The sequence below is a fragment of the Variovorax sp. RTB1 genome (assembly GCF_035018765.1).
Classification (GTDB): domain Bacteria; phylum Pseudomonadota; class Gammaproteobacteria; order Burkholderiales; family Burkholderiaceae_C; genus Variovorax.
Genome location: NZ_JASJXG010000017.1, coordinates 1 through 20,088, shown reverse-complemented (window position 1 = coordinate 20,088; position 20,088 = coordinate 1). Strand labels below are relative to the sequence as shown.

General features: G+C 62.9%; 18 protein-coding genes and 1 tRNA gene. 13 read left to right on the top strand and 6 right to left on the bottom strand.

The window, feature by feature from the left end:
• Nucleotide 1 precedes the first annotated feature (1 nt).
• The 8 genes from iscA (at nt 2) to QN397_RS12690 (ending at nt 5,622) form a co-directional block, all read left to right on the top strand.
• Nucleotides 2–325, top strand: a complete 324-nt coding sequence (iscA, locus tag QN397_RS12725; RefSeq protein WP_187052488.1) for an iron-sulfur cluster assembly protein IscA — start codon at nt 2–4, stop codon at nt 323–325.
• Between the two features lie 62 nt (nt 326–387).
• Nucleotides 388–906, top strand: coding sequence for a Fe-S protein assembly co-chaperone HscB (gene hscB / locus QN397_RS12720; RefSeq protein WP_323501051.1), 519 nt, complete (start codon nt 388–390; stop codon nt 904–906).
• Nucleotides 907–910: 4 nt separating this feature from the next.
• Nucleotides 911–2,767, top strand: coding sequence for a Fe-S protein assembly chaperone HscA (hscA, locus tag QN397_RS12715; protein ID WP_323501025.1), 1,857 nt, complete (start codon nt 911–913; stop codon nt 2,765–2,767).
• 7 nt (nt 2,768–2,774) lie between these two features.
• Nucleotides 2,775–3,113 carry an ISC system 2Fe-2S type ferredoxin gene (gene fdx / locus QN397_RS12710; protein ID WP_187052485.1) on the top strand — a complete coding sequence of 113 codons (339 nt, stop codon included), beginning with the start codon at nt 2,775–2,777 and terminating at the stop codon, nt 3,111–3,113.
• Complete coding sequence (gene dnaQ / locus QN397_RS12705) at nt 3,113–3,817, top strand: DNA polymerase III subunit epsilon (protein WP_323496414.1); 705 nt, start codon at nt 3,113–3,115, stop codon at nt 3,815–3,817. Before fdx ends, dnaQ begins: the two co-directional genes overlap by 1 nt.
• A gap of 69 nt (nt 3,818–3,886) precedes the next feature.
• A tRNA-Val gene (locus tag QN397_RS12700) sits at nt 3,887–3,961 on the top strand.
• 172 nt (nt 3,962–4,133) lie between these two features.
• A complete protein-coding gene (locus QN397_RS12695; RefSeq protein WP_323496415.1) occupies nt 4,134–5,252 on the top strand; it encodes an NAD(P)/FAD-dependent oxidoreductase in 1,119 nt (372 codons plus the stop codon).
• A gap of 73 nt (nt 5,253–5,325) precedes the next feature.
• Entirely contained in the window at nt 5,326–5,622 is a 297-nt protein-coding gene (locus QN397_RS12690; RefSeq protein ID WP_187052482.1) for a glycine zipper domain-containing protein, read from the top strand.
• Between the two features lie 30 nt (nt 5,623–5,652).
• Here QN397_RS12690 and QN397_RS12685 read toward each other — a convergent pair whose 3' ends face one another.
• On the bottom strand, nt 5,653–6,711 hold the full coding sequence (locus QN397_RS12685) for a quinone-dependent dihydroorotate dehydrogenase (protein WP_323496509.1): 1,059 nt from the start codon (nt 6,709–6,711) through the stop codon (nt 5,653–5,655).
• 102 nt (nt 6,712–6,813) lie between these two features.
• On the opposite strand from QN397_RS12685, the gene rpiA reads away from it, so the two are divergent.
• Nucleotides 6,814–7,509, top strand: coding sequence for a ribose-5-phosphate isomerase RpiA (gene rpiA / locus QN397_RS12680; RefSeq protein WP_323496417.1), 696 nt, complete (start codon nt 6,814–6,816; stop codon nt 7,507–7,509).
• Nucleotides 7,510–7,551: 42 nt separating this feature from the next.
• Here the strand turns inward: rpiA and QN397_RS12675 are convergent, their stop codons facing one another.
• The 5 genes from QN397_RS12675 to QN397_RS12655 all read right to left on the bottom strand — a co-directional run bounded on the left by QN397_RS12675 (nt 7,552) and on the right by QN397_RS12655 (nt 14,573).
• A complete protein-coding gene (locus QN397_RS12675; protein ID WP_323496418.1) occupies nt 7,552–8,208 on the bottom strand; it encodes a glutaredoxin family protein in 657 nt (218 codons plus the stop codon).
• 67 nt (nt 8,209–8,275) lie between these two features.
• On the bottom strand, nt 8,276–10,357 hold the full coding sequence (locus tag QN397_RS12670) for a M3 family metallopeptidase (RefSeq protein ID WP_323496419.1): 2,082 nt from the start codon (nt 10,355–10,357) through the stop codon (nt 8,276–8,278).
• Between the two features lie 77 nt (nt 10,358–10,434).
• Entirely contained in the window at nt 10,435–11,304 is an 870-nt protein-coding gene (gene folD / locus QN397_RS12665) for a bifunctional methylenetetrahydrofolate dehydrogenase/methenyltetrahydrofolate cyclohydrolase FolD (RefSeq protein WP_323496420.1), read from the bottom strand.
• A 102-nt stretch (nt 11,305–11,406) separates the two neighbouring features.
• Nucleotides 11,407–12,036 (bottom strand): response regulator transcription factor, encoded by a 630-nt coding sequence (locus QN397_RS12660; RefSeq protein ID WP_187052477.1) that lies wholly within the window; start codon nt 12,034–12,036, stop codon nt 11,407–11,409.
• Nucleotides 12,033–14,573 (bottom strand): PAS domain S-box protein, encoded by a 2,541-nt coding sequence (locus tag QN397_RS12655; protein WP_323496421.1) that lies wholly within the window; start codon nt 14,571–14,573, stop codon nt 12,033–12,035. The genes QN397_RS12660 and QN397_RS12655 overlap by 4 nt, the downstream gene beginning before the upstream one ends.
• A gap of 168 nt (nt 14,574–14,741) precedes the next feature.
• Between QN397_RS12655 and aceE the strand changes: the two genes are divergently transcribed.
• From aceE to QN397_RS12635, 4 genes are all read left to right on the top strand, one after another.
• Nucleotides 14,742–17,480: a pyruvate dehydrogenase (acetyl-transferring), homodimeric type gene (aceE, locus tag QN397_RS12650; RefSeq protein WP_323501024.1), complete on the top strand. Its 2,739-nt coding sequence runs from the start codon at nt 14,742–14,744 to the stop codon at nt 17,478–17,480.
• A 65-nt stretch (nt 17,481–17,545) separates the two neighbouring features.
• Entirely contained in the window at nt 17,546–19,237 is a 1,692-nt protein-coding gene (gene aceF / locus QN397_RS12645; RefSeq protein WP_323501023.1) for a dihydrolipoyllysine-residue acetyltransferase, read from the top strand.
• Nucleotides 19,234–19,824, top strand: a complete 591-nt coding sequence (locus tag QN397_RS12640) for an MFS transporter (protein WP_323501022.1) — start codon at nt 19,234–19,236, stop codon at nt 19,822–19,824. Before aceF ends, QN397_RS12640 begins: the two co-directional genes overlap by 4 nt.
• Nucleotides 19,821–20,088: biotin/lipoyl-containing protein (locus QN397_RS12635; protein WP_323501021.1), on the top strand; the 268-nt coding region annotated here is incomplete at its 3' end. The genes QN397_RS12640 and QN397_RS12635, both read left to right, overlap by 4 nt.

Below are 20,088 nucleotides of genomic sequence, written 5' to 3'. Positions count from 1 at the left end.
CATGGCCGTGACCCTTACCGATGCGGCCGCGCGCCACGTCAATCGCTACCTCGGTAAGCGTGGCAAGGGCGTGGGTGTGCGTCTGGGCGTCAAGACAACCGGCTGCTCCGGGCTCGCCTACAAGCTGGAATATGTCGATGAGTTCGCGCCTGAAGACGTGGTTTTCGAAGACCGCGGCGTCAAAGTGCTCGTCGATCCTAAAAGCCTGGCCTATATCGACGGAACGCAGCTCGACTTCGTTCGCGAAGGCTTGAACGAAGGCTTCAAGTTCATTAATCCAAACGAGCGCGATCGTTGCGGCTGCGGAGAGTCTTTCAGGATTTGACGCTGTGCGCGTTTCGCGCCCGAGCCGCCACCATGTCATGTGCTGGCGGCTTTTTTATTGCAATGAACCTTAACGACACCGACTTCGAACTCTTCGCCGTGCCAACGATGTTTGCGCAGGACCGCGCGGCGCTGGACGCGCGTTGGAAGGAGCTGCAGCGCGAGGCGCACCCAGACCGTTTCGCGGCGCAAGGCCCGGCCGCGCAGCGACTGGCGATGCAATGGTCGGTGCGCATCAACGAGGCTTACCAGCGGTTGAAAGATCCGGTCAAGCGCGCCGCTTATTTGTGCGAGCAACGCGGTTCGTCGATCAACGCCGAAACCAATACCGCGATGCCGCCCGCATTCCTGATGCAACAGATGGAGTGGCGCGAGACGCTCGATGACGCGACGAAAGTAGCAGTTGTCGACGCGTTACGGACCGAGGTGGAGACGGCGCGCGCGGTGGCTCTCTCCTCTCTGGACCGCTTTATCGACGAAGAGGGCGACCACCCTGCGGCAGCGCAGCAGGTGAGAGCCCTCATGTTCATCGAGCGCTTTGCCGACGACGTTGAGTCCAAAGCCGATCAGTTGGGACAATAGAGCGATGGCACTTCTGCAGATTTCCGAACCGGGCCAGGCGCCGGACCCGCATCAACGGCGCATCGCCGTCGGCATCGACCTCGGCACGACGCACTCGCTCGTGGCCGCGGTGCGCAACGGCGTTGCCGAATGCTTGCCCGACAACGAGGGCCGCGTCATTCTTCCATCTGCGGTTCGCTACCTCGACGCCGAGCGTAGGCAGATCGGGTTCGAAGCGCTGGCGGCACGCGCGCAGGACGCCGCCAACACCATCACGTCGGTCAAACGGCTGATGGGACGCGGCTTGTCCGACATCGTCAACCGCGATGCGATGTCGTATCGGTTGGTGGACGAAGGCGGAATGGTCAAGGTCGACACTGCGGCGGGCATCAAATCGCCGGTCGAGATCAGCGCCGAGATTCTGGCCACGCTGCGTTTCCGCGCCGAAGACACTTTCGATGATTCGCTCTACGGTGCGGTCATTACCGTGCCGGCCTATTTCGACGAAGGACAGCGCCAAGCCACCAAGGACGCCGCGCAGCTCGCAGGCATCAATGTGCTTCGGCTCATCAGCGAGCCGACGGCTGCTGCCATCGCCTACGGCCTCGATAACGCCAGCGAAGGCGTCTACGCGGTTTATGACCTGGGCGGCGGCACCTTCGACATTTCCATCCTGCGACTGACGCAGGGCGTGTTCGAGGTGATCGCGACTGGGGGCGACTCTGCGCTGGGTGGTGACGACTACGATCATGCGATCGCTGATCTCGTGCTGTCGAACACCGGTGCGCACGCGACAGACGATGCCGATCGGGCCACGATGCTTGTGGCGGCGCGCGCTGCAAAAGAAGCGCTCAGCACTTCGGCGTCAACGCTGTTTCATGTGCAGGTGTCAAGTGCCGACGTGCAGTTCGAGCTCACCCGACAGCAGTTCGATGCGGCGACCAAGCCGCTCACGGACCGCACCATCGCCGCAGTGCGCAAAGCGCTGCGCGATGCCAGGCTCAAGACCGATGACCTGCAGGGCATCGTCATGGTGGGCGGGTCGACGCGCATGCCGCAGATCCAGCATGCGGTCGGCGAGTTCTTCGGTCGTGCACCACTGACCAATTTGAACCCGGACGAAGTCGTCGCACTCGGCGCAGCGATCCAGGCCAACCAGCTGGCAGGCAACGGCGGCGCGGACGATTTGTTGCTGCTCGACGTGATCCCGCTGTCGCTCGGCATCGAGACCATGGGCGGGCTCGTGGAGCGCATCGTCCCACGCAACCAGACCATTCCGACCGCGATGGCGCAAGACTTCACCACCTACCAGGACGGGCAAACCGCGCTTGCTTTGCATGTGGTGCAAGGCGAGCGCGATCTCGTTGCCGATTGCCGCAGCCTCGCGCGTTTCACTTTGCGCGGCATCCCGCCGATGTCGGCTGGCGCTGCGCGCATTCGCGTCACCTTCACCGTCGATGCCGACGGCTTGCTCAGCGTCGGCGCCAAGGAGCAGGGCAGTGGTGTGGAAGCCAGCGTCACCGTGAAGCCCTCGTATGGCCTGTCGGACGACCAGATCGCGACGATGCTGCAAGACAGTTTCGCGACCGCGCAGCAAGACATGCAGGCGCGGGCTCTGGTCGAAGCACGTGTGGACGCCGATCGCATGCTGCTCGCGACGCAGAGCGCGCTCGACGCCGACGGCGACCTGCTGAGCTCTGAAGATCGCACGCTGATCGATCAGTCGATGACGGCGCTGCGCCAAGCCCATCGGAGCACTGATGCCGCGGTTGTCGAGGCCGCCACCAAAGCGCTCGCTCATGTGACAGAAGGCTTTGCCGCAGCGCGCATGAATGCCGGTATTGCCCGAGCACTCTCGGGTCGAAAAGTCGAATCCCTGTAGAACAAAAATGCCAGTCATCAAGATCCTGCCCCACCCCGAATACTGTCCGCAAGGCGCCGAGATCACCGCGCCCGCGGGCACGTCGATCTGCGAGGCGCTGCTCGAACATCACATCAATATCGAGCACGCGTGCGAGATGAGCTGCGCCTGCACGACCTGCCATGTGCTGGTCCGCCAAGGCTTCGATTCGCTCAACGAGGCGGAAGAGGGCGAAGAAGATCTGCTCGACCGCGCCTGGGGGCTTGAGCCGCAATCGCGCCTGAGTTGCCAGGCCATCTTGGCGCAGCAGAACGTGACCATCGAGATCCCGAAGTACTCGATCAATCACGCCAAGGAAAACCACTGATGTCGCGTCTCGTTGTTCTCGATACCGAAACCACCGGCCTCTCTGCAGAAAACGGCGATCGTGTGATCGAACTCGGTTGCGTGGAGTTGTTCAATCGCAAGCTCACCGGCAACGATCTGCACATTTATTTCAACCCCGAGCGCGAGAGCCACGAAGACGCGCTCAAGGTGCACGGGCTGACGACGGATTTCCTGCGCGACAAGCCCAAGTTCGCTGCGCTTGCAAACGACGTGATCGAGTACCTGCGAGATGCAGAGTTGATCATTCACAACGCTGCGTTCGACGTCGGCTTTCTCAACAAGGAGTTCGAGCGAGTCGGCCTGCCGCCGTTGAAGACTTTCGTCGGCCAGGTTACCGACACGCTGGCCATGGCCAAGCAGGTGTACCCCGGCAAGCGCAATTCGCTCGATGCACTGTGCGACCGTTTCGGTGTCGATCGCTCGAATCGGACCTTCCACGGCGCCAAGCTCGATGCCCAGTTGCTGGCCGACGTCTACATCAACCTCACGCGTGGACAGGACGCCTTGCTGATCGATGTGGCATCCAACGAGCCAGCGCTGGGTACCTTCGTGGCCATCGATTTGCGCAGCTTCGATTTACCGGTGATCTACGCAGCCGATGTCGAATTGGCGGCACACGACGCGACGCTGCAGCAGCTCGACAAGGCCAGCAACGGACGTACGCTGTTCCGCCAGGTCAGCTAGAGCCCTATGGCATAATTTGAGGCTTCGCGCCTTAGCGTGGAGATCCAAAGTGTTGCAGCAGCAGCGCTCGGGCGGTTAGCTCAGGGGTAGAGCACAGCATTCACACTGCTGGGGTCCCAGGTTCGAAACCTGGACCGCCCACCAATTCCTTCAGTCAGACAGGTTAGATGCGTCCTCGCGTCTGCACAGCCGTACTGCAGATCGGGCCACTCGCTCGCTGGCTGGTTGCCCCAAACTTCCGCTTCTTTTTGTTGATCCGATGGCGCTGACCGACACGCCTCTCGAGCAATCTGCGACAAGACGCTAAGCTCGTGTCATGGAGACCATCGATTGCGCCGTCATAGGCGCCGGCGTTGTGGGTTTGGCGGTCGCGCGTGCCCTGGCATTGCAAGGGCACAAAGTTGTCGTGCTGGAGTCGGAAAACGCCATCGGTACCGGCACCAGCTCTCGCAACAGCGAAGTCATTCACGCTGGCATCTACTACCCTCGTGATTCGTTGAAGGCTACCCTTTGCGTGGCAGGCAACGCGGCGCTGTACGCGTATGCGGCACAGCGCGGCGTGCCGCATCGGCGCTGCGGAAAATTGATCGTGGCAACGACCCCTGCGCAAATCGAAGAACTTGATGCCATTCAGGTCAAGGCGCTGCGCAACGGCGTCCTCGACATCGTGCGATTGAACGGCGTTGAAGCGCGGGCCATGGAGCCAGAACTGGAATGTCTGGCCGCGCTGCACTCCCCCAGCACCGGCATCATCGACAGCCACGCGTTGATGCTGAGCTTTCAGGGAGACATGGAAAACGCGGGTGGTGTTCTGGCGATCAAGTCGTCAGTCGTTGCGGCCAAGTGCGTCGACCGCGCGATCGAGCTTCAGCTGGAAGACGGTACGTGCGTACGCTGCAACAGCGTCGTCAACGCTGCTGGGCTGTCCGCCCCTTCGCTTGCCAGACGCTTCGCCGGTTTGCCCGCCGACGCAGTCCCGACCGAGTATTTCGCAAAGGGGAATTACTTCACCCTCGCGGGCCGCGCGCCCTTCAGCCGCCTCATCTATCCGGTGCCCGAAGTCGGGGGGCTTGGCGTTCATCTGACGATCGACCTCGGCGGTCAGGCCAAGTTCGGGCCCGACGTCGAATGGGTGTCGTCGCCCGACGATCTGGTGGTCGATCCGGCTCGTGGCGACGCCTTTTACGCCGAAGTCAGACGTTACTGGCCCGCGCTTCGCGAAGGCGCGTTGCTGCCGGGTTATGCAGGTATGCGCCCCAAGCTCTCTGGCCCGGGACAGCCGGCGATGGACTTCGTCATATCAGGCCCTGCCGATCACGGCGTACGGGGTCTGGTCAACCTGTTCGGCATCGAGTCGCCGGGCCTTACCAGCAGCCTGGCGATCGGTACGCATGTCGCCGGATTGCTCGGTGGCCGTTTGGCGGCTGTACCATGAGCGGCACGCCAATTGCAGGCGTGTCAAAGTCGTCGGCACAGTGCCGGCGTCAATCCACGGAGGGAACATTTCAATGAGTGCTACCAGCAATCTCGAAGCAGCCGCCGATGCGGTGGTTGAAGACGTGCGAGGCGTTCTCGCCAGCAAAGAACTCGACTCGGTGCCGCACATCAAGGCCTTGCGCCAGCGCGTCGATGCCAAGATCGCCATCGCCAAGGAACTGACCGCCGAAAAGGCGCGCATTGCCGCCAAGAAGGCGCGTGAGGCTGCAGACAGCGCCAACACCTATGCGCACGACGAGCCATGGCAAATCGCAGGCGCTGCACTCGCGGTGGGCGTGCTACTCGGCCTGTTGCTCGGTCGCCGCTGATCTGAGCGCGACGGCATGCGTTGCGGGCGCTCAGTCGCCGAGCTTGCGCAGCGCCTCAGCGGCTTCCCGCACCAGGCCGGGCCCGCGGTAGATCAGGCCGGTGTAGATTTGTACGACATCGGCACCGGCTGAGATTTTGTCGCAAGCGTCGGTCGCGCTCAACACGCCGCCGGCCCCGATGATCGGAAAGCCCTTGCCTAGCAACTTGCGCAGTTGACCGATCACGCGATTGCTTGCCTCGCGGACTGGCGCTCCTGAAAGTCCTCCCGCTTCTTCCGCGCGCGGCAGACCCTTGACCGCCTCGCGCGAGAGCGTGGTGTTGGTTGCGATCACGCCGTCCATGTGGTGACGCTGCAATGCCGCGGCGATGACGCCGACTTGCGCAGCGTCCAGGTCCGGTGCGATCTTCACGAACAGCGGCACGCGCTTGCCGTGCTGTGCCGCCAACACGGTCCCGCGTTCGGCCACAGCGCCGAGCAGCGCATCCAGCGCTTCGTCGCTTTGCAGCGAGCGCAAGTTGGCAGTGTTCGGGCTCGAGATATTGATCGTCACGTAGTCGGCGTGCGGGTAAACGCCGTCGAGGCATAGCAGGTAGTCCTCGGTTGCGCGCTCGATCGGTGTCGCGGCGTTCTTGCCGATGTTCAGGCCGAGCAGCATCGGCGCTGCGGCGTTTCGTTTGCGAAACTGGACACGCTGAACATTGGCGACGAAGGCATCCAGCCCGTCGTTGTTGAAGCCGAGCCGGTTGATGAGCGCCTCACGCTCCGGCAAGCGAAAGATCCGCGGTTTGGCATTGCCCGGTTGCGCCTTCGGCGTGACGGTGCCGACCTCGACGAAGCCGAAGCCCATCGCGGCAAAGGCATCGATGCAGCGTGCGTTCTTGTCGAGCCCGGCGGCCAGACCAATGCGATTCGGAAAGGTCAGGCCGGCCAATGTCACCGGGTCATCGACGCGCGGTGCCGCATAAGCAAAATCGAATGGCGTGTTCTGCGTAAGGGCCAGCGCACCGAGAGTGAGCTCATGCGCGTGCTCGGCGTCAAAGCCAAAAAGAAAAGGGCGGGCAAGGCTGTAGAGCGAGGAGAGGGGCATCAGCGTGAGCAAGCGTGGTGTCGGGCGTGGTGTCGGGCGTTGCATCACCGGAATCGGTGACACCGGATAATTCCGGACTTCAATGAACCTGGATTCTCCGCGATGACTTCACCCGCTACGCCCTTGACACAAGAACAGATGAAGGCCCAAGTCGGACTTGCGGCGCTCGACTACGTGACGCGCGGCGAGATCGTCGGCGTCGGCACGGGCTCGACCGTCAACAAATTCATCGATGCGCTCGCCACGATCAAGAACGAGATCAAGGGTGCGGTGTCAAGTTCGGTGGCATCGTCGGAGCGGCTGCGTGCCGCTGGCATTCCGGTGTTCGACAGCAACGAGGTCGAGGAGCTGGCTGTCTACATCGACGGCGCCGACGAGATCGATCACCGCGGCCACATGATCAAAGGCGGCGGTGCTGCGCTTACGCGCGAGAAGATCGTGGCGGCACAGTCGCGGCGCTTCGTCTGCATTGCCGATGCATCGAAATTGGTGAACACGCTGGGGGATTTTCCGCTGCCTGTGGAAGTGATTCCTATGGCGGCACGCCGGATCATTCGGCAGTTTGCAAGACTCGGTGGCGAGGCGCAGGTGCGCGAGAAGGACGGGCTACCGCTGGTCACCGACAACGGCCAGCACATCATCGATGTGTCGGGCCTGAAGATCACCGACCCGCGTGCCTTCGAGGCCGAAGTGAGCCAGTGGCCTGGTGTTGTCACTGTCGGCATCTTCGCCTATCAAAAGGCCGATGTGTGCCTGCTCGGGACCCCGACGGGGGTCGAGACCCTGCAGTTCGATTGAGCGGGAAGGAGGCGGCTTTGGAATAGCGTAACCGCCGCCGGCTTAAAACTTGATGCCGGCCGGATTGCTCGGCGTCGGCCCGTTGTTGACAGACTGCGGAACGGTTGGCTGCGCTACCGCTGCTGGCGCGTTGCCCGCCGTGTTGGCCGAGCCGGTCGCAGCCGGCGCCGGCGATTGAGCCACCAGCGGCCGCGCCGGTGCCGGTCGATAGCCGGCGGGCAGTTGCGAGCTCTTCGGATAGCTGGCCGCGTCGAGGTATTGCGACCATTCGGCGTCCGAAAACCCTTTGAGCTGCTGCGAGCCGATGCTCAATACCGGCAACGACGTTTGCCCGCTCAGCCGCTGCAGGGCGGCGGTGTCGGCATCGGTCTTGATCAGCCGCTCGTCGAACGGAACCCCGCGAGTGATGAGCAAGGAGCGAGCGGACACGCAAGGTGCGCATTCGTCACTGGTGTAGAGCATGACCGGATACCGCTGCACGACTTGCCGCAACTCGTACGGCAATCCTTCCGTGCTCGCGCTCGAAATGCCAGCGCGCGGGGCGGCTGGCTGCGCATTGGCAGCGGGTGCCTGATCCGAAAAGGAAATCTTGCCGCTCTTGTCGACGTTGCGATACACCGGCTGCGCCGCTGCGCTGGCGGCGACCAGCAACAGGCCGAGCGACAGCGGCAGGGCGGAGAGTCGGGCGGTCAATTTCATCAGCTGGCTCCGTGATCGAATCGATCGCCCGAGTATCTCAGCACCCGCCCCCGGCTGCCACGCAATGTCACGCCAGTTGCGGCTCGGCCATGCCCTGGTGTCGCAACAACGCATCGAGTTGCGGCTCGCGACCTCGAAACGCCTTGAACGAGTCCATGGCGCTGCGGCTGCCACCGGATTCGAGGATGGCCTCGCGATACTTGCGGCCGGTCTCGATGCTCGGCTCGCCGTTGGCGCCCGCTGTTTCCTCGAAGGCCGCGTACGCATCGGCACTCAACACCTCGGCCCACTTGTAGCTGTAGTAGCCCGCTGCGTAGCCGCCCGAAAAGATGTGGCTGAAGGTGTTGGGCGTCCGGCTGAAGGTCGGCGAAGGCATGACCGCCATTTCGCTGCGGACCTGCGCCAGCAACGCGAGCACATCGCCTGGCTTCGCGGTGGCGGCTTGGTATTCGGTGTGCAGCAGCATGTCGAAAAGCGAGAACTCGATCTGGCGCAGCGTCTGCAGGCCGCTCTGGAAATTCTTGGCGGCAATCATCTTGTCGAACAGCGCGCGCGGCAGCGGCTCGCCAGTGTCGACGTGCGAGGTCATGTGCTGCAGCACGTCCCATTCCCAGCAGAAGTTCTCCATGAACTGGCTCGGCAGCTCGACGGCGTCCCATTCGACACCGCTGATGCCCGACACGTCTCGCTCGTTGATCTGCGTCAGCATGTGCTGCAGGCCATGGCCGAACTCGTGGAACAACGTGGTCACGTCGTCGTGCGTCAACAGCGGCGGATTGCCATCGACGCCTTCGGCAAAGTTGCAGACCAGTTGCGCGATGGGCGTTTGCAGGGCGCCGGTGTCGGGGCGCAACCAGCGCGCGCGCACATCGTCCATCCAGGCACCGCCGCGCTTTCCTGCGCGTGCGGACGGGTCGAGGTAGAACTGGCCCACCGTGGTGCCGGCGCGCTCGATGCGGTAGAACTCGACTGTCGGGTGCCAGACCGGCGCGCTGTCGCGACGGATGGCCACCTCGAACAAGGTCTCGACGATCTTGAACAGGCCCGCCATCACCTTCGGCGCGGTGAAGTATTCCTTGACCTCTTGTTCGCTGAACGCGTAGCGCGCTTCCTTGAGCTTTTCGCCGATGAAGGTCCAGTCCCAAGGCTGTGGGTCGGTCAACCCGAGCTGCGTCGTTGCAAAAGCCTTCAGGTCGGCCAGATCGCGTTGGCCGTAGGGCTTGGCCTTGACGCCGAGGTCACGCAGGAACTTGACGACTTGTTCAGGCGATTCAGCCATCTTCGGCACGACCGAGAGCTGGCCGAAACTCTTGTAGCCCAGGAGCTTGGCTTCTTCTTCCCGCAGCGCAAGGATCTCTGTGATCAGCGCGGTGTTGTCGAGCTTGGCGTCGCCGAACTCGCTGGCGCGGGTCACGTAGGCGCGGTAGAGCGTTTCTCGCAGCGCGCTGCTTTTTGCGAACTGCATCACCGGCAGATAGCACGGCATCTTCAGCGTGAGCTTGTAGCCGGCCTTGCCCTCCGACTCGGCCGCGGCGCGGGCGGTGCTCACCACGTCTTCCGGGATGCCATCGAGCTCGGCGGGCGATGCGTAGTACGCGAACGCATCAGTCGCGTCGAGCGCGTTCTCGCTGAACTTCTGGCTCAGTTCGGCCTGGCGCTCCTGGATTTCGGCGAAGCGTTCTTTGGCAGCGCCTTGCAATTCAGCGCCGCCGAGCACGAAGTTGCGGACCGCATTCTTGTGCGCCTGCTGCTGCTCGGTGTCGAGAGTGGTCGCATTGATGGCCTTGTACTTAGCATAGAGCCGCTCGTCGGAACCCAAGCGCGTCCAGAACGCGGTGACACGCGGCATCGCTTCGTTGTAGGCGGCGCGCAGTTCGGGCGTGTCGGCGACGGCGTTCAAATGACCCACTGCGCCCCAGGCTCGGCTGAAGCGCTCGGACGCTACGTCGAGCACTTTCGAGATGGCCGTCCAGTCCGACGGAAAGCCCGGGGCTGTCACGGTTTCAAGTGCCGCATCGGACTCCGCGAGCAACGCGTCGACCGCCGGTGCCACGTGCTCCGGCTGGATCTTGTCGAACAGTGGCAGGTCTGTGAAATCGAGAAGTGGATTGTCGAGAAGCGGATTGAGCGTGGCGGTCGTTTGGGTCATGGTGTGTATCTGGCGGCGAGGCGGCGTGAGTACAAGTAGGAAGGCGGCTTGTGGTGACCGCCCTGTGCAGTGAAGGCCTATGCGGTGAGAGCCTGTGAAGCGGCGACGCGTTCCGCGGCTTCGACGGTATTGACCAGCAGCATGGTGATCGTCATCGGGCCGACGCCGCCGGGCACGGGCGTGATCCAGCCGGCGACTTCCTTGACGCCGTTGAAATCGACGTCGCCGCAGAGCTTGCCTTCTTCGTTGCGGTTCATGCCCACGTCGATCACTACCGCGCCGGGCTTGACCATGCCGGCGGTCAGCACGTTGCGCTTGCCGACGGCGGCGACGATCACGTCGGCCTGCCGGGTCATCGCGCCGAGGTCGGCGGTGGCGCTGTGGCAGATCGTCACGGTCGCGCTCTTGGCGAGCAGCATCAGCGCCATCGGCTTGCCGACGATGTTGCTGCGGCCGATGACAACGGCATGCTTGCCACGCAGGTCATAGCCGATGGATTCGAGCATCTTCATGCAGCCGTATGGCGTGCAGGGCCAGAAACCGGGCGACCCGGTCATCAACGCGCCGGCGCTCGCCACGTGGAAGCCATCGACGTCTTTGGCAGGGGCAATGGCCTCGATCACCTTCTGTGCGTCGATGTGCGGCGGCAGCGGCAGCTGCACGAGGATGCCGTGGATGGTCGGGTCGCTGTTGAGTGCCTCGACGCGCGCCAGCAGGCCGGCTTCAGTCAGGTCGGCTGGATACTGCTCGAGCACCGAGTGCAAGCCGTTGTCTGCGCAGGCCTTGACCTTGTTGCGCACGTAGACCTGACTCGCGGGGTTCTCGCCGACCAGCACCACGGCGAGGCCGGGCACCACGCCGCGGATCTTGAGCGCGGCGGCGCGCTGGGCGACCTCGGCGCGGAGCGTGCGCGAGAGTGCGTTGCCGTCGATCAGTTGAGCTGTCATCGGATTCGATTTTCCAAGTAAAAACGCCCGCTTGCGCAGGCGTTGAAGTCATCGATTGCTATCGAAGCCATAGGCATCGGTTCGCCGCCTGCCTGGCGAGCATCAGGCTTTGACGGGGGCCGCCTGACCCAGCGCGATTTTCAACAGATCGGCTACGGTGTTGGCGTTGAGCTTTTCCATGATGTTGGCGCGATGCGCCTCGACCGTCTTGATGCTGATGCCGAGGTCGTCGGCGATCTGTTTGTTGAGCCGGCCGGCGACGATGCGTTCGAGCACCTGCGCTTCGCGGCCGGTGAGCTTGGACAGCAGGGCATCACGACTGGCCGATTGCTGGTGCTGCGCAAAAGCGCTGCGCGCGTGTTCGAGCATGCGTTCGACCAACGTCACCAGTTCTTCGTCGTTGAATGGCTTCTGGATGAAATCCATCGCGCCCTTCTTCATCGAGTCGACTGCCATCGGCACGTCGCCGTGACCGGTAATGACGACGATGGGCAGCGGCGAGCGGCGTTCGATCAGCCGGTCTTGCAATTCAAGCCCGGTCATACCACCCATGCGGATGTCGACGATCAGGCAGGCGACCTCGCGCGGGTCGTAGCGGGACAAAAAAGACTCGGCGGAATCGAAGCAGCGGACTCGGTAGTCCTTGCCTTCGAGCAGCCACTGCAGCGAATCGCGGACTGCTTCGTCGTCGTCGACGACGTAGACCGTGCCCTTCTTCGGAATCAAGCTCATGCAGGTACCTTTGCCTCGTCGTTTGCTATGGATTTAAGAGCATCCAACACCGGAATCCAGAAGGAAAAACGGCATCCGACGACATCTGAACCATTGTAGATGTTCTCCGCCTGCATGCGGCCGCGATGCGACTCCACGATGGTGCGGCACAAGTTGAGACCGATGCCCATGCCTTCTGGTTTGGTCGAGAAGAATGCTTCGTAAAGTCGGTCCATCACTTCGGGTGCCAGACCCATGCCGGTGTCTTGCACCGAGAACTCGACGGCGCTTTGGCCCTCGATCGTTTTGGGCAGCACGCGCAATTCGACGCTGCGCCGCGCCAGTGGCCGGTTCGCGTTGTCGATCGACTCGGCCGCGTTCTTCAGCAGATTGACCATCACCTGCTCGATCAGGATCGGGTCGACCTGCAGGATCGGCAACCGCGCCGCCACGTAGTGGTTGAGTCGCACATTGCGGCGCCGCAGTTCGATGCCGGCCAGTTCCACCGCTTCGCTCACCATCGTGCTCACCTCGGCCGGCGTGCGATTGGGCTCGCTGCGTTTCACAAAAGACCGGATGCGCTGAATAATCTGGCCGGCCCGCTGCGCCTGCTTGGATGTCTTGTCGAGCGCGGCCAACAGCGATTCGGAATCGATCGTCTGACCACGGATGCGCGACGCCATGCCGTTGCAGTAGTTGGCGATGGCTGTCAGCGGCTGGTTGAGTTCGTGCGCCACGCTCGACGCCATTTCACCCATGGTGATGAGCCGACTCGCCGCCTGCGCGCGATCGGCCTGCGCAGCTGCCTGCTCCTCTGCTACGCGACGCGGTGTGATGTCGGTCGCAATCACCATCTGCGCCAACCGGCCGTCGACCCAGGTCAGATAGCGTGAGCGCACTTCGAGCCACTTGCCGAGCTCGAGTACGAAGATCTCGTTGTTGGCGGGCTGGGCGGCGGTGAGCGTGTCGATCGGCAAGCCGGCGAACGGGTCGACATCGTCCAGCGCCTCGTCGTGCGCCTGCGAGGCCGGCACACCCGCCTGCGCCACCATGCCCAGGTGGCCGACGGTGTTGGAACCGAACCAGAGCCGATAGAGCTTATTGGCGAACAGCAATTCTTCGCTGCCGATCGGAGCGACCGACACCGCCGCATCGAGCGCTTCGAGCACGGTGGTGAAACGCTCGTAAGAGGCCGACAGCTGCTCCCGAATGCGCGTCGGCTCGGTGATGTCGGTCATCGACGTCATCCAGCCGGTCTGATGGCCGCGGGCGTCGATCAGCGGCGACACATACAGCCGCGCGTTGAAGATGCTGCCGTTCTTGCGCCGCACCCGCACCTGAAAACCGCCTGGCAAGGCCCGGCCATGCAATTCTTCTTCGAGCCGGTCGTTCATGACCTCGCGATCGGATTCGAGCCAGTACGGAAATGGCGGCGCCTGGCCGACCAGCTCGGTTTCGCTCCAGCCGGTCATCGCGCAAAAGGCGGCGTTGACGTAGGTGATACGGCCTTCGAGATCGAGCACCCGCATGCCGGTCAGCATCGAGTTTTCCATCGCCCGGCGGAAGTTGGTTTCGGCGATCAGTGCCTGTTGCGCCTGCAGTCGCCGCCGTGTGTGGCGCCAGGTGCCGATGAGCATCCAGCTGGTGAGCACACTCAATGCGCCGACCAGCCAGAAGAGGCCGTTGCCGACGAAGCCTTGCGACGTGCGATACGCCTGTGCGCGCAGGACCAGGCCATTGCCGACCGGCGACACCGGCACCTCGTATTCGTTGGTGTGCTCGGCCCAGGGCAGCAGGCGCGTGCCGGCCGCGCGCGGATTGACGGTGTTGCCGGCCAACAGGCCGCCCTTGGCATCGAGCAGCGACACGGCATACCGTGCCGAGACTTCCGGCGGAATGCCGTAGCGGAGCAGTCCGTCGACAGAAAATTCGCCGACCACTGCGCCTGCGAACAGGCCTTGATCGAAGAGCGGGATGTGGAGCTGCAGCATGCTCGGAGGATCGGTCCCGGCCATCGGCTGCGAGAACACGGGCTGGCGCAGTTCGCGAGCCAGCGCGTAGTTGCTTTCGGTATCGCCGGGCCGCAGCACTTCGCCGACCGGATGCTGCTGCGACGGATGCACGCTCGGCGCCGCGTAGCTCGCCTTGAAGCGCCGGCGATCATCGATCCAGCTGATCTCCTGCAGTTCCGGGAATTGGCTCACCAGCGACTCGGCGCGGCTGCCAAACTCGGCCGCATCGATCTCGCGGTTCGACGCATCGCGGGCCAGTCGCATCAGTTGCTCTTGCCGTTCCAGCAGCCGCAATCGGACGCGTTGCTGCGCGTACTCGACATCGCGCTTGACCGACTCCTGTTCCCTTTCGACTTCTTCGGCCCGCAGGTACCAGAAGGCCGAAACGATCACGCCCAGAAAAAGCAGCACGGCGGCCAGCGGCGCGAGCATGGCGACCGCGTCTTGCAGCACCGGCGTCTGGCGCCGCCACCAGCGCCGCCACCACGAAAGGGGAGACGCATTTGCCGCGCTGCGAGCGACCGCGATCGGGGAAGAAAAGGGCATCGGCCGAGTGTAGGGGAAGGCTGCGAACCGCCATGAAGCCATGCCTGAAATATCACATTAAGAAATCATCATCTGCCATTTGAAATTGCTTAAATAATGTGGGAAACTGCCGCGCGTTGCCAATTCCGGCACTAAATTACGTTCACAACCAATAAGCAGGAGACAAGCATGTCGGCAAATCCCGAGAACCTGTTCGGCTCGGCCGCGAATGACGCGGACGCGCAAGAGACGCGCGAATGGATGGACGCCTTGTCCGCTGTCATTCAGAGCGAGGGCCCCGACCGGGCTCACTTTCTGCTGGAACAACTGCTGGAACATGCGCGCCAGCACAGCATCGACAAACCGTTTTCGGCGACCACGGCGTACGTCAACACCATCGAGGTCGACCAGGAAGAACGCTCGCCCGGCAATGCGGAAATCGAAGAGCGGCTGCGCTCTTTCATGCGCTGGAACGCGATGGCGATGGTGGTCAAGGCAAATCGCCATCACCCGCCCGAAGGCGGCGATCTCGGCGGCCATATCGGCTCATTCGCTTCGTTGGCCACCATGTTCGGCGCCGGCTTCAACCATTTCTGGCACGCCGAGAGTGCGGAACCCGGCAAAGAGCACGGCGGCGACTGCCTCTACATCCAGGGCCACGTGTCGCCCGGCATCTACGCCCGCGCCTACCTCGAAGGCCGGCTGACCGAAGAGCAGCTGCTCAACTTCCGCCAGGAAGTCGATGGCAAGGGCCTGTCGAGCTATCCGCATCCGAAACTGATGCCCGATTTCTGGCAGTTCCCGACCGTTTCGATGGGTCTTGGCCCGCTGATGGCGATCTACCAGGCGCGCTTTCTGAAGTACCTGCACGCGCGCGGCATCGCCAATACCGAGAACCGCAAGGTCTGGGTGTTCTGCGGCGACGGCGAGATGGACGAGGTCGAGTCGCTCGGTGCCATCGGACTGGCCGCGCGAGAAAACCTCGACAACCTGGTTTTCGTCATCAACTGCAACCTTCAGCGGCTCGACGGCCCGGTGCGCGGCAACGGCAAGATCATTCAGGAACTCGAAGGCGAGTTCCGTGGTGCCGGCTGGAACGTCATCAAGTTGATCTGGGGCCAGGGTTGGGACTCGCTGCTGGCGCGCGACAAGGACGGTGCGTTGCGCAAGATCATGATGGACACGAACGACGGCGACTACCAGTCGTTCAAGGCCAACGACGGCGCCTACGTGCGCAAGAACTTCTTCGGCCGCGATCCGCGCACCGCCGAGATGGTCGCCAAGCTGAGCGACGACGACATCTGGCAATTGCGCCGCGGCGGCCACGATTCGCAAAAGGTCTACGCAGCCTTCCATGCAGCCGTGAAGCACAAGGGCCAGCCTACCGTCTTGCTTGTCAAGACCGTCAAGGGCTTTGGTATGGGCAAGATCGGCGAGGGCAAGAACAACGTTCACCAGACCAAGAAGCTGAGCGACGAGGACATCAAGGCCTTTCGCGATCGCTTCAACATTCCAATTCCCGACAGCCAACTGGCCGAACTGCCGTTCTACAAGCCGGCCGACGACACACCGGAAATGCAGTATCTGCACGAGCGGCGCAAGGCGCTCGGCGGCTACCTCCCGCATCGCCGTACCAAGGCCGACGAAAGTTTTACCGTGCCGTCGATCGACGTCTTCAAGAGCGTCATGGAGCCGACTGCCGAGGGCCGCGAAATCTCGACGACCCAGGCCTACGTTCGCTTCTTGACGCAGTTACTGCGCGACCAGGCGCTGGGCCCGCGCGTGGTACCGATCCTGGTCGACGAGGCGCGCACCTTTGGTATGGAAGGCCTTTTCCGTCAGATCGGCATCTACAACCCCGCAGGCCAGCAGTACACCCCGGTCGATAAAGACCAGGTCATGTACTACAAGGAAGACAAGGCCGGCCAGATCCTGCAAGAGGGCATCAACGAAGCCGGCGGTATGAGCAGCTGGATCGCGGCTGCCACCTCTTACAGCACGAACAATCGCATCATGGTGCCGTTCTACGTGTACTACTCGATGTTCGGCTTTCAGCGCATCGGCGACCTGGCCTGGGCTGCTGGCGACATGCAGGCGCGCGGCTTTTTGCTCGGAGGCACCTCGGGCCGCACGACGCTGAACGGCGAAGGCCTGCAGCACGAAGACGGCCACAGCCACATCCTGGCCAACACCATTCCCAACTGCGTGAGCTACGACCCGACCTTCGCGCATGAAGTCGGCGTCATCCTGCACCACGGCCTGAAGCGCATGGTGGAGAAGCAGGACAACGTCTATTACTACCTGACGCTGCTGAACGAAAACTACCCGATGCCCGGCCTCACGCCCGGTACCGAAGAGCAGATCATCAAGGGCATGTACCTGGCCAAGCAGGGTCCGGCGCTCAAGGCCGTCAAGGGCAAAGACGCGCCGACCGTGCAGTTGCTCGGCAGCGGCACCATCCTGCGCGAGAGCTTCGCGGCGCAAGAACTGCTCGAGCAGGACTGGGGTGTTTCGGCGTCTGTGTGGAGCTGCCCGAGCTTCAACGAACTGACCCGCGAGGGTCAGGACGTCGACCGCTGGAACCTGCTGCACCCGATCGACACTGCGCGCGTCTCGTTCGTGGCGCAGCAACTGGCCGCGAGCACCGGCCCGGTGGTTGCATCGACCGACTACATGAAGGCCTACGCAGAGCAGATCCGTCCGTACATCCCCAAGGGCCGTACCTACAAGGTGCTCGGCACCGACGGCTTCGGCCGCAGCGACTTCCGCAACAAGCTGCGCGAGCACTTCGAGATCAACCGCCATTACATCGTCGTGGCGGCCCTCAAGGCTCTGAGCGAGGACGGCTTCATACCCGTGCAAAAAGTGGCTGACGCAATCAAGAAGTACGCAATCAACGTCGACAAAGTGAATCCGCTCTACGCTTGATCCTGCGGCCTGACGAAGCACCAAAACGAACAACCAGAAACGCCTTCGAGGCGGGAGATAAAAACATGGCAGCAGTGGAAGTCAAGATACCGGACATCGGCGATTTCGACGAAGTCGCGGTGATCGAGATCCTGGTGAAGGTGGGCGACACGGTCAAGGCTGAACAGTCGCTCATCACCGTGGAGACAGACAAGGCGTCGATGGAAATCCCGTCGAGCCAGGCGGGCGTGGTGAAGGAGATCAAGGTCGAGGTCGGCAGCAAGGTGAAGCAAGGTTCGGTCGTGCTGGTGCTGGAAGGTGAGGGCGCTGCGGCACCGGCACCGGCACCCGCCGCAGCGCCCGCACCCGCTGCTGTTGCCGCGCCGACGCCGGCTACTGCAGCCGCTGCACCGGCGGCATCCGCCGCAGCACCCGCGAGCAGCGGCGGTCCCGTCGAAATCAAAGTGCCCGACATCGGTGACTTCAAGGACGTCTCGGTCATCGAGATCCTGGTCAAGCTTGGCGACACGATCAAGCAAGAACAGTCGTTGATCACCGTCGAAACCGACAAGGCTTCGATGGAAATTCCGGCTTCGGCTGCCGGCGTGCTGAAGGAGCTGAAGGTCAAGGTCGGTGACACGGTCAACATCGGCGACCTGATAGCGATCGTGGAGGGCGCCACCGGCAACGCTTCGACGCCTTCACCGACGGCTTCGGCTCCGGTAACAGCGGCCGCGCAAGCCGCTGCCGCACCTGTTGCCGCCAGCGTGGCAGTACCTGCTGAGGCGCCAGCGGCGTCGGCGCCACCGGCCGGCCACAACCCTTCGGTCGCACCCAGCGCGAGCCTGCCGCACGCATCGCCATCGGTTCGCAAGTTCGCTCGCGAGCTCGGCGTTCCGCTCGAAGAAGTGAAGGGCTCTGGTCCCAAGGGTCGCATCACGCAGGAAGACGTTCAGGCCTTCACCAAGGCCGTGATGAGCGGTGCATCGAGTACCAAAGCATCGGCGGCAAAAGCGCCGGCCAGCGGTGCCGGCGACGGCGCGGCGCTCGGATTGATTCCGTGGCCCAAGGTCGACTTCACCAGGTTCGGCACGGTCGAGCGCAAGGAATTGTCGCGCATCAAGAAGATCAGCGGCGCGAACCTGCATCGCAACTGGGTGATGATTCCGCACGTTACCAACAACGACGATGCCGACATCACCGAGCTCGAGGCCTTCCGCGTCTCGACCAACAAGGAGAACGAGAAGTCCGGCGTCAAGGTAACGATGCTGGCTTTCGTGATCAAGGCAGTCGTGTCGGCGCTGAAGAAATTTCCTGATTTCAACACCAGCCTGGACGGCGACACGCTCGTCTACAAGCAGTACTACAACATCGGGTTCGCGGCGGACACGCCCAACGGTCTGGTCGTTCCGGTGCTCAAGGATGCCGACACAAAAGGCATCCTGCAGATCAGCACCGAGATGGGGGAGCTCGCCAAGAAGGCGCGCGACGGCAAGCTCGGCTCGGCCGACATGCAGGGCGGCTGCATGTCGATCAGCTCGCTCGGCGGCATCGGCGGGACGCACTTCACGCCCATCATCAACGCGCCTGAAGTGGCGATCCTCGGCTTGTCCAAGAGCGCGATGAAGCCGGTGTGGGACGGCAAGCAGTTCGTACCGCGCCTGACGTTGCCGCTGTCGCTGTCGTACGACCATCGGGTGATCGATGGCGCATCGGCTGCGCGCTTCAACACCTACTTAGGGCAGGTGCTCGCCGACTTCCGTCGAGTCTTGCTATGACCACGGTGGTGGCTGTCCGCAAGGGCAGCCAGGTGGTGATCGCGGCGGATACGCTGGTCACTTTCGGCGATACGCGGCTCTCGCATGCGCAGGAAGACAACCGCAAGGTGTTCGAAGTCGACGATGCAGGGGGGCGCAGCCTTTTTGCCGCGTCGGGTTCGGTAGCGCACTTTCCGGCACTTCGGCATGCGTTGGCAGCGATCGGCAAAGACGACCTCAAGCTGCGCAGCCGCGACGAGATCTACCGCACGTTCACCAAGCTGCATCCGCTGCTGAAAGAGTCGTTTTTTCTGCAGACCAAGGAAGACGAGCACGACCCTTACGAGTCGAGCCAGTTCAGCCTCATGCTGGCGAATGCGACCGGCATCTATGGCGTCTACAGCTACCGCGAAGTGTTCGAGTTCAAGCAGTTCTGGAGCATCGGCTCCGGACGCAGCTTTGCACTCGGCGCCATGCACGCGGTGTATGCGAAGGCTCGGTCGGCGCGTGAGGTGGCCGACGCGGGCATCGCGGCCGGCTGTGAATTCGATCGCAACTCGGCCGGACCGGCCGATGTACTCACTCTCAAATTGAAGGTGTCCCCATGAGCGAACAACAAATTCAGGTACCCGACATCGGCGACTTCGATGAAGTGGCAGTGATCGAGGTGCTGGTGAAGGTCGGCGACACGGTCAAGGCCGAGCAGTCTTTGATCACGGTCGAATCCGACAAGGCGTCGATGGAGATTCCATCGTCGGCCGCGGGCGTCGTGAAGTCGCTGGCTGTGGGTGTCGGCGACAAGGTCAAGCAGGGGTCGGTGGTGCTGACGCTGGAGGTGAGCGGGGCTGCGGCCGCTGGGCCTGCTGCATCGG

Bases quoted from the DNA above. Each gene is read 5' to 3' on its own strand.
- aceE (WP_323501024.1), top strand. From the start codon at position 14,742: ATGTCGGCAAATCCCGAGAACCTGTTCGGCTCGGCCGCGAATGACGCG.
- QN397_RS12690 (WP_187052482.1), top strand. From the start codon at position 5,326: ATGAGTGCTACCAGCAATCTCGAAGCAGCCGCCGATGCGGTGGTTGAA.
- QN397_RS12685 (WP_323496509.1), bottom strand. From the start codon at position 6,711: ATGCCCCTCTCCTCGCTCTACAGCCTTGCCCGCCCTTTTCTTTTTGGC.
- folD (WP_323496420.1), bottom strand. From the start codon at position 11,304: ATGACAGCTCAACTGATCGACGGCAACGCACTCTCGCGCACGCTCCGC.
- QN397_RS12640 (WP_323501022.1), top strand. From the start codon at position 19,234: ATGACCACGGTGGTGGCTGTCCGCAAGGGCAGCCAGGTGGTGATCGCG.
- aceF (WP_323501023.1), top strand. From the start codon at position 17,546: ATGGCAGCAGTGGAAGTCAAGATACCGGACATCGGCGATTTCGACGAA.
- fdx (WP_187052485.1), top strand. From the start codon at position 2,775: ATGCCAGTCATCAAGATCCTGCCCCACCCCGAATACTGTCCGCAAGGC.
- iscA (WP_187052488.1), top strand. From the start codon at position 2: ATGGCCGTGACCCTTACCGATGCGGCCGCGCGCCACGTCAATCGCTAC.
- rpiA (WP_323496417.1), top strand. From the start codon at position 6,814: ATGACTTCACCCGCTACGCCCTTGACACAAGAACAGATGAAGGCCCAA.
- hscB (WP_323501051.1), top strand. From the start codon at position 388: ATGAACCTTAACGACACCGACTTCGAACTCTTCGCCGTGCCAACGATG.
- QN397_RS12695 (WP_323496415.1), top strand. From the start codon at position 4,134: ATGGAGACCATCGATTGCGCCGTCATAGGCGCCGGCGTTGTGGGTTTG.
- hscA (WP_323501025.1), top strand. From the start codon at position 911: ATGGCACTTCTGCAGATTTCCGAACCGGGCCAGGCGCCGGACCCGCAT.
- QN397_RS12655 (WP_323496421.1), bottom strand. From the start codon at position 14,573: ATGCCCTTTTCTTCCCCGATCGCGGTCGCTCGCAGCGCGGCAAATGCG.
- QN397_RS12670 (WP_323496419.1), bottom strand. From the start codon at position 10,357: ATGACCCAAACGACCGCCACGCTCAATCCGCTTCTCGACAATCCACTT.
- QN397_RS12675 (WP_323496418.1), bottom strand. From the start codon at position 8,208: ATGAAATTGACCGCCCGACTCTCCGCCCTGCCGCTGTCGCTCGGCCTG.
- dnaQ (WP_323496414.1), top strand. From the start codon at position 3,113: ATGTCGCGTCTCGTTGTTCTCGATACCGAAACCACCGGCCTCTCTGCA.
- QN397_RS12660 (WP_187052477.1), bottom strand. From the start codon at position 12,036: ATGAGCTTGATTCCGAAGAAGGGCACGGTCTACGTCGTCGACGACGAC.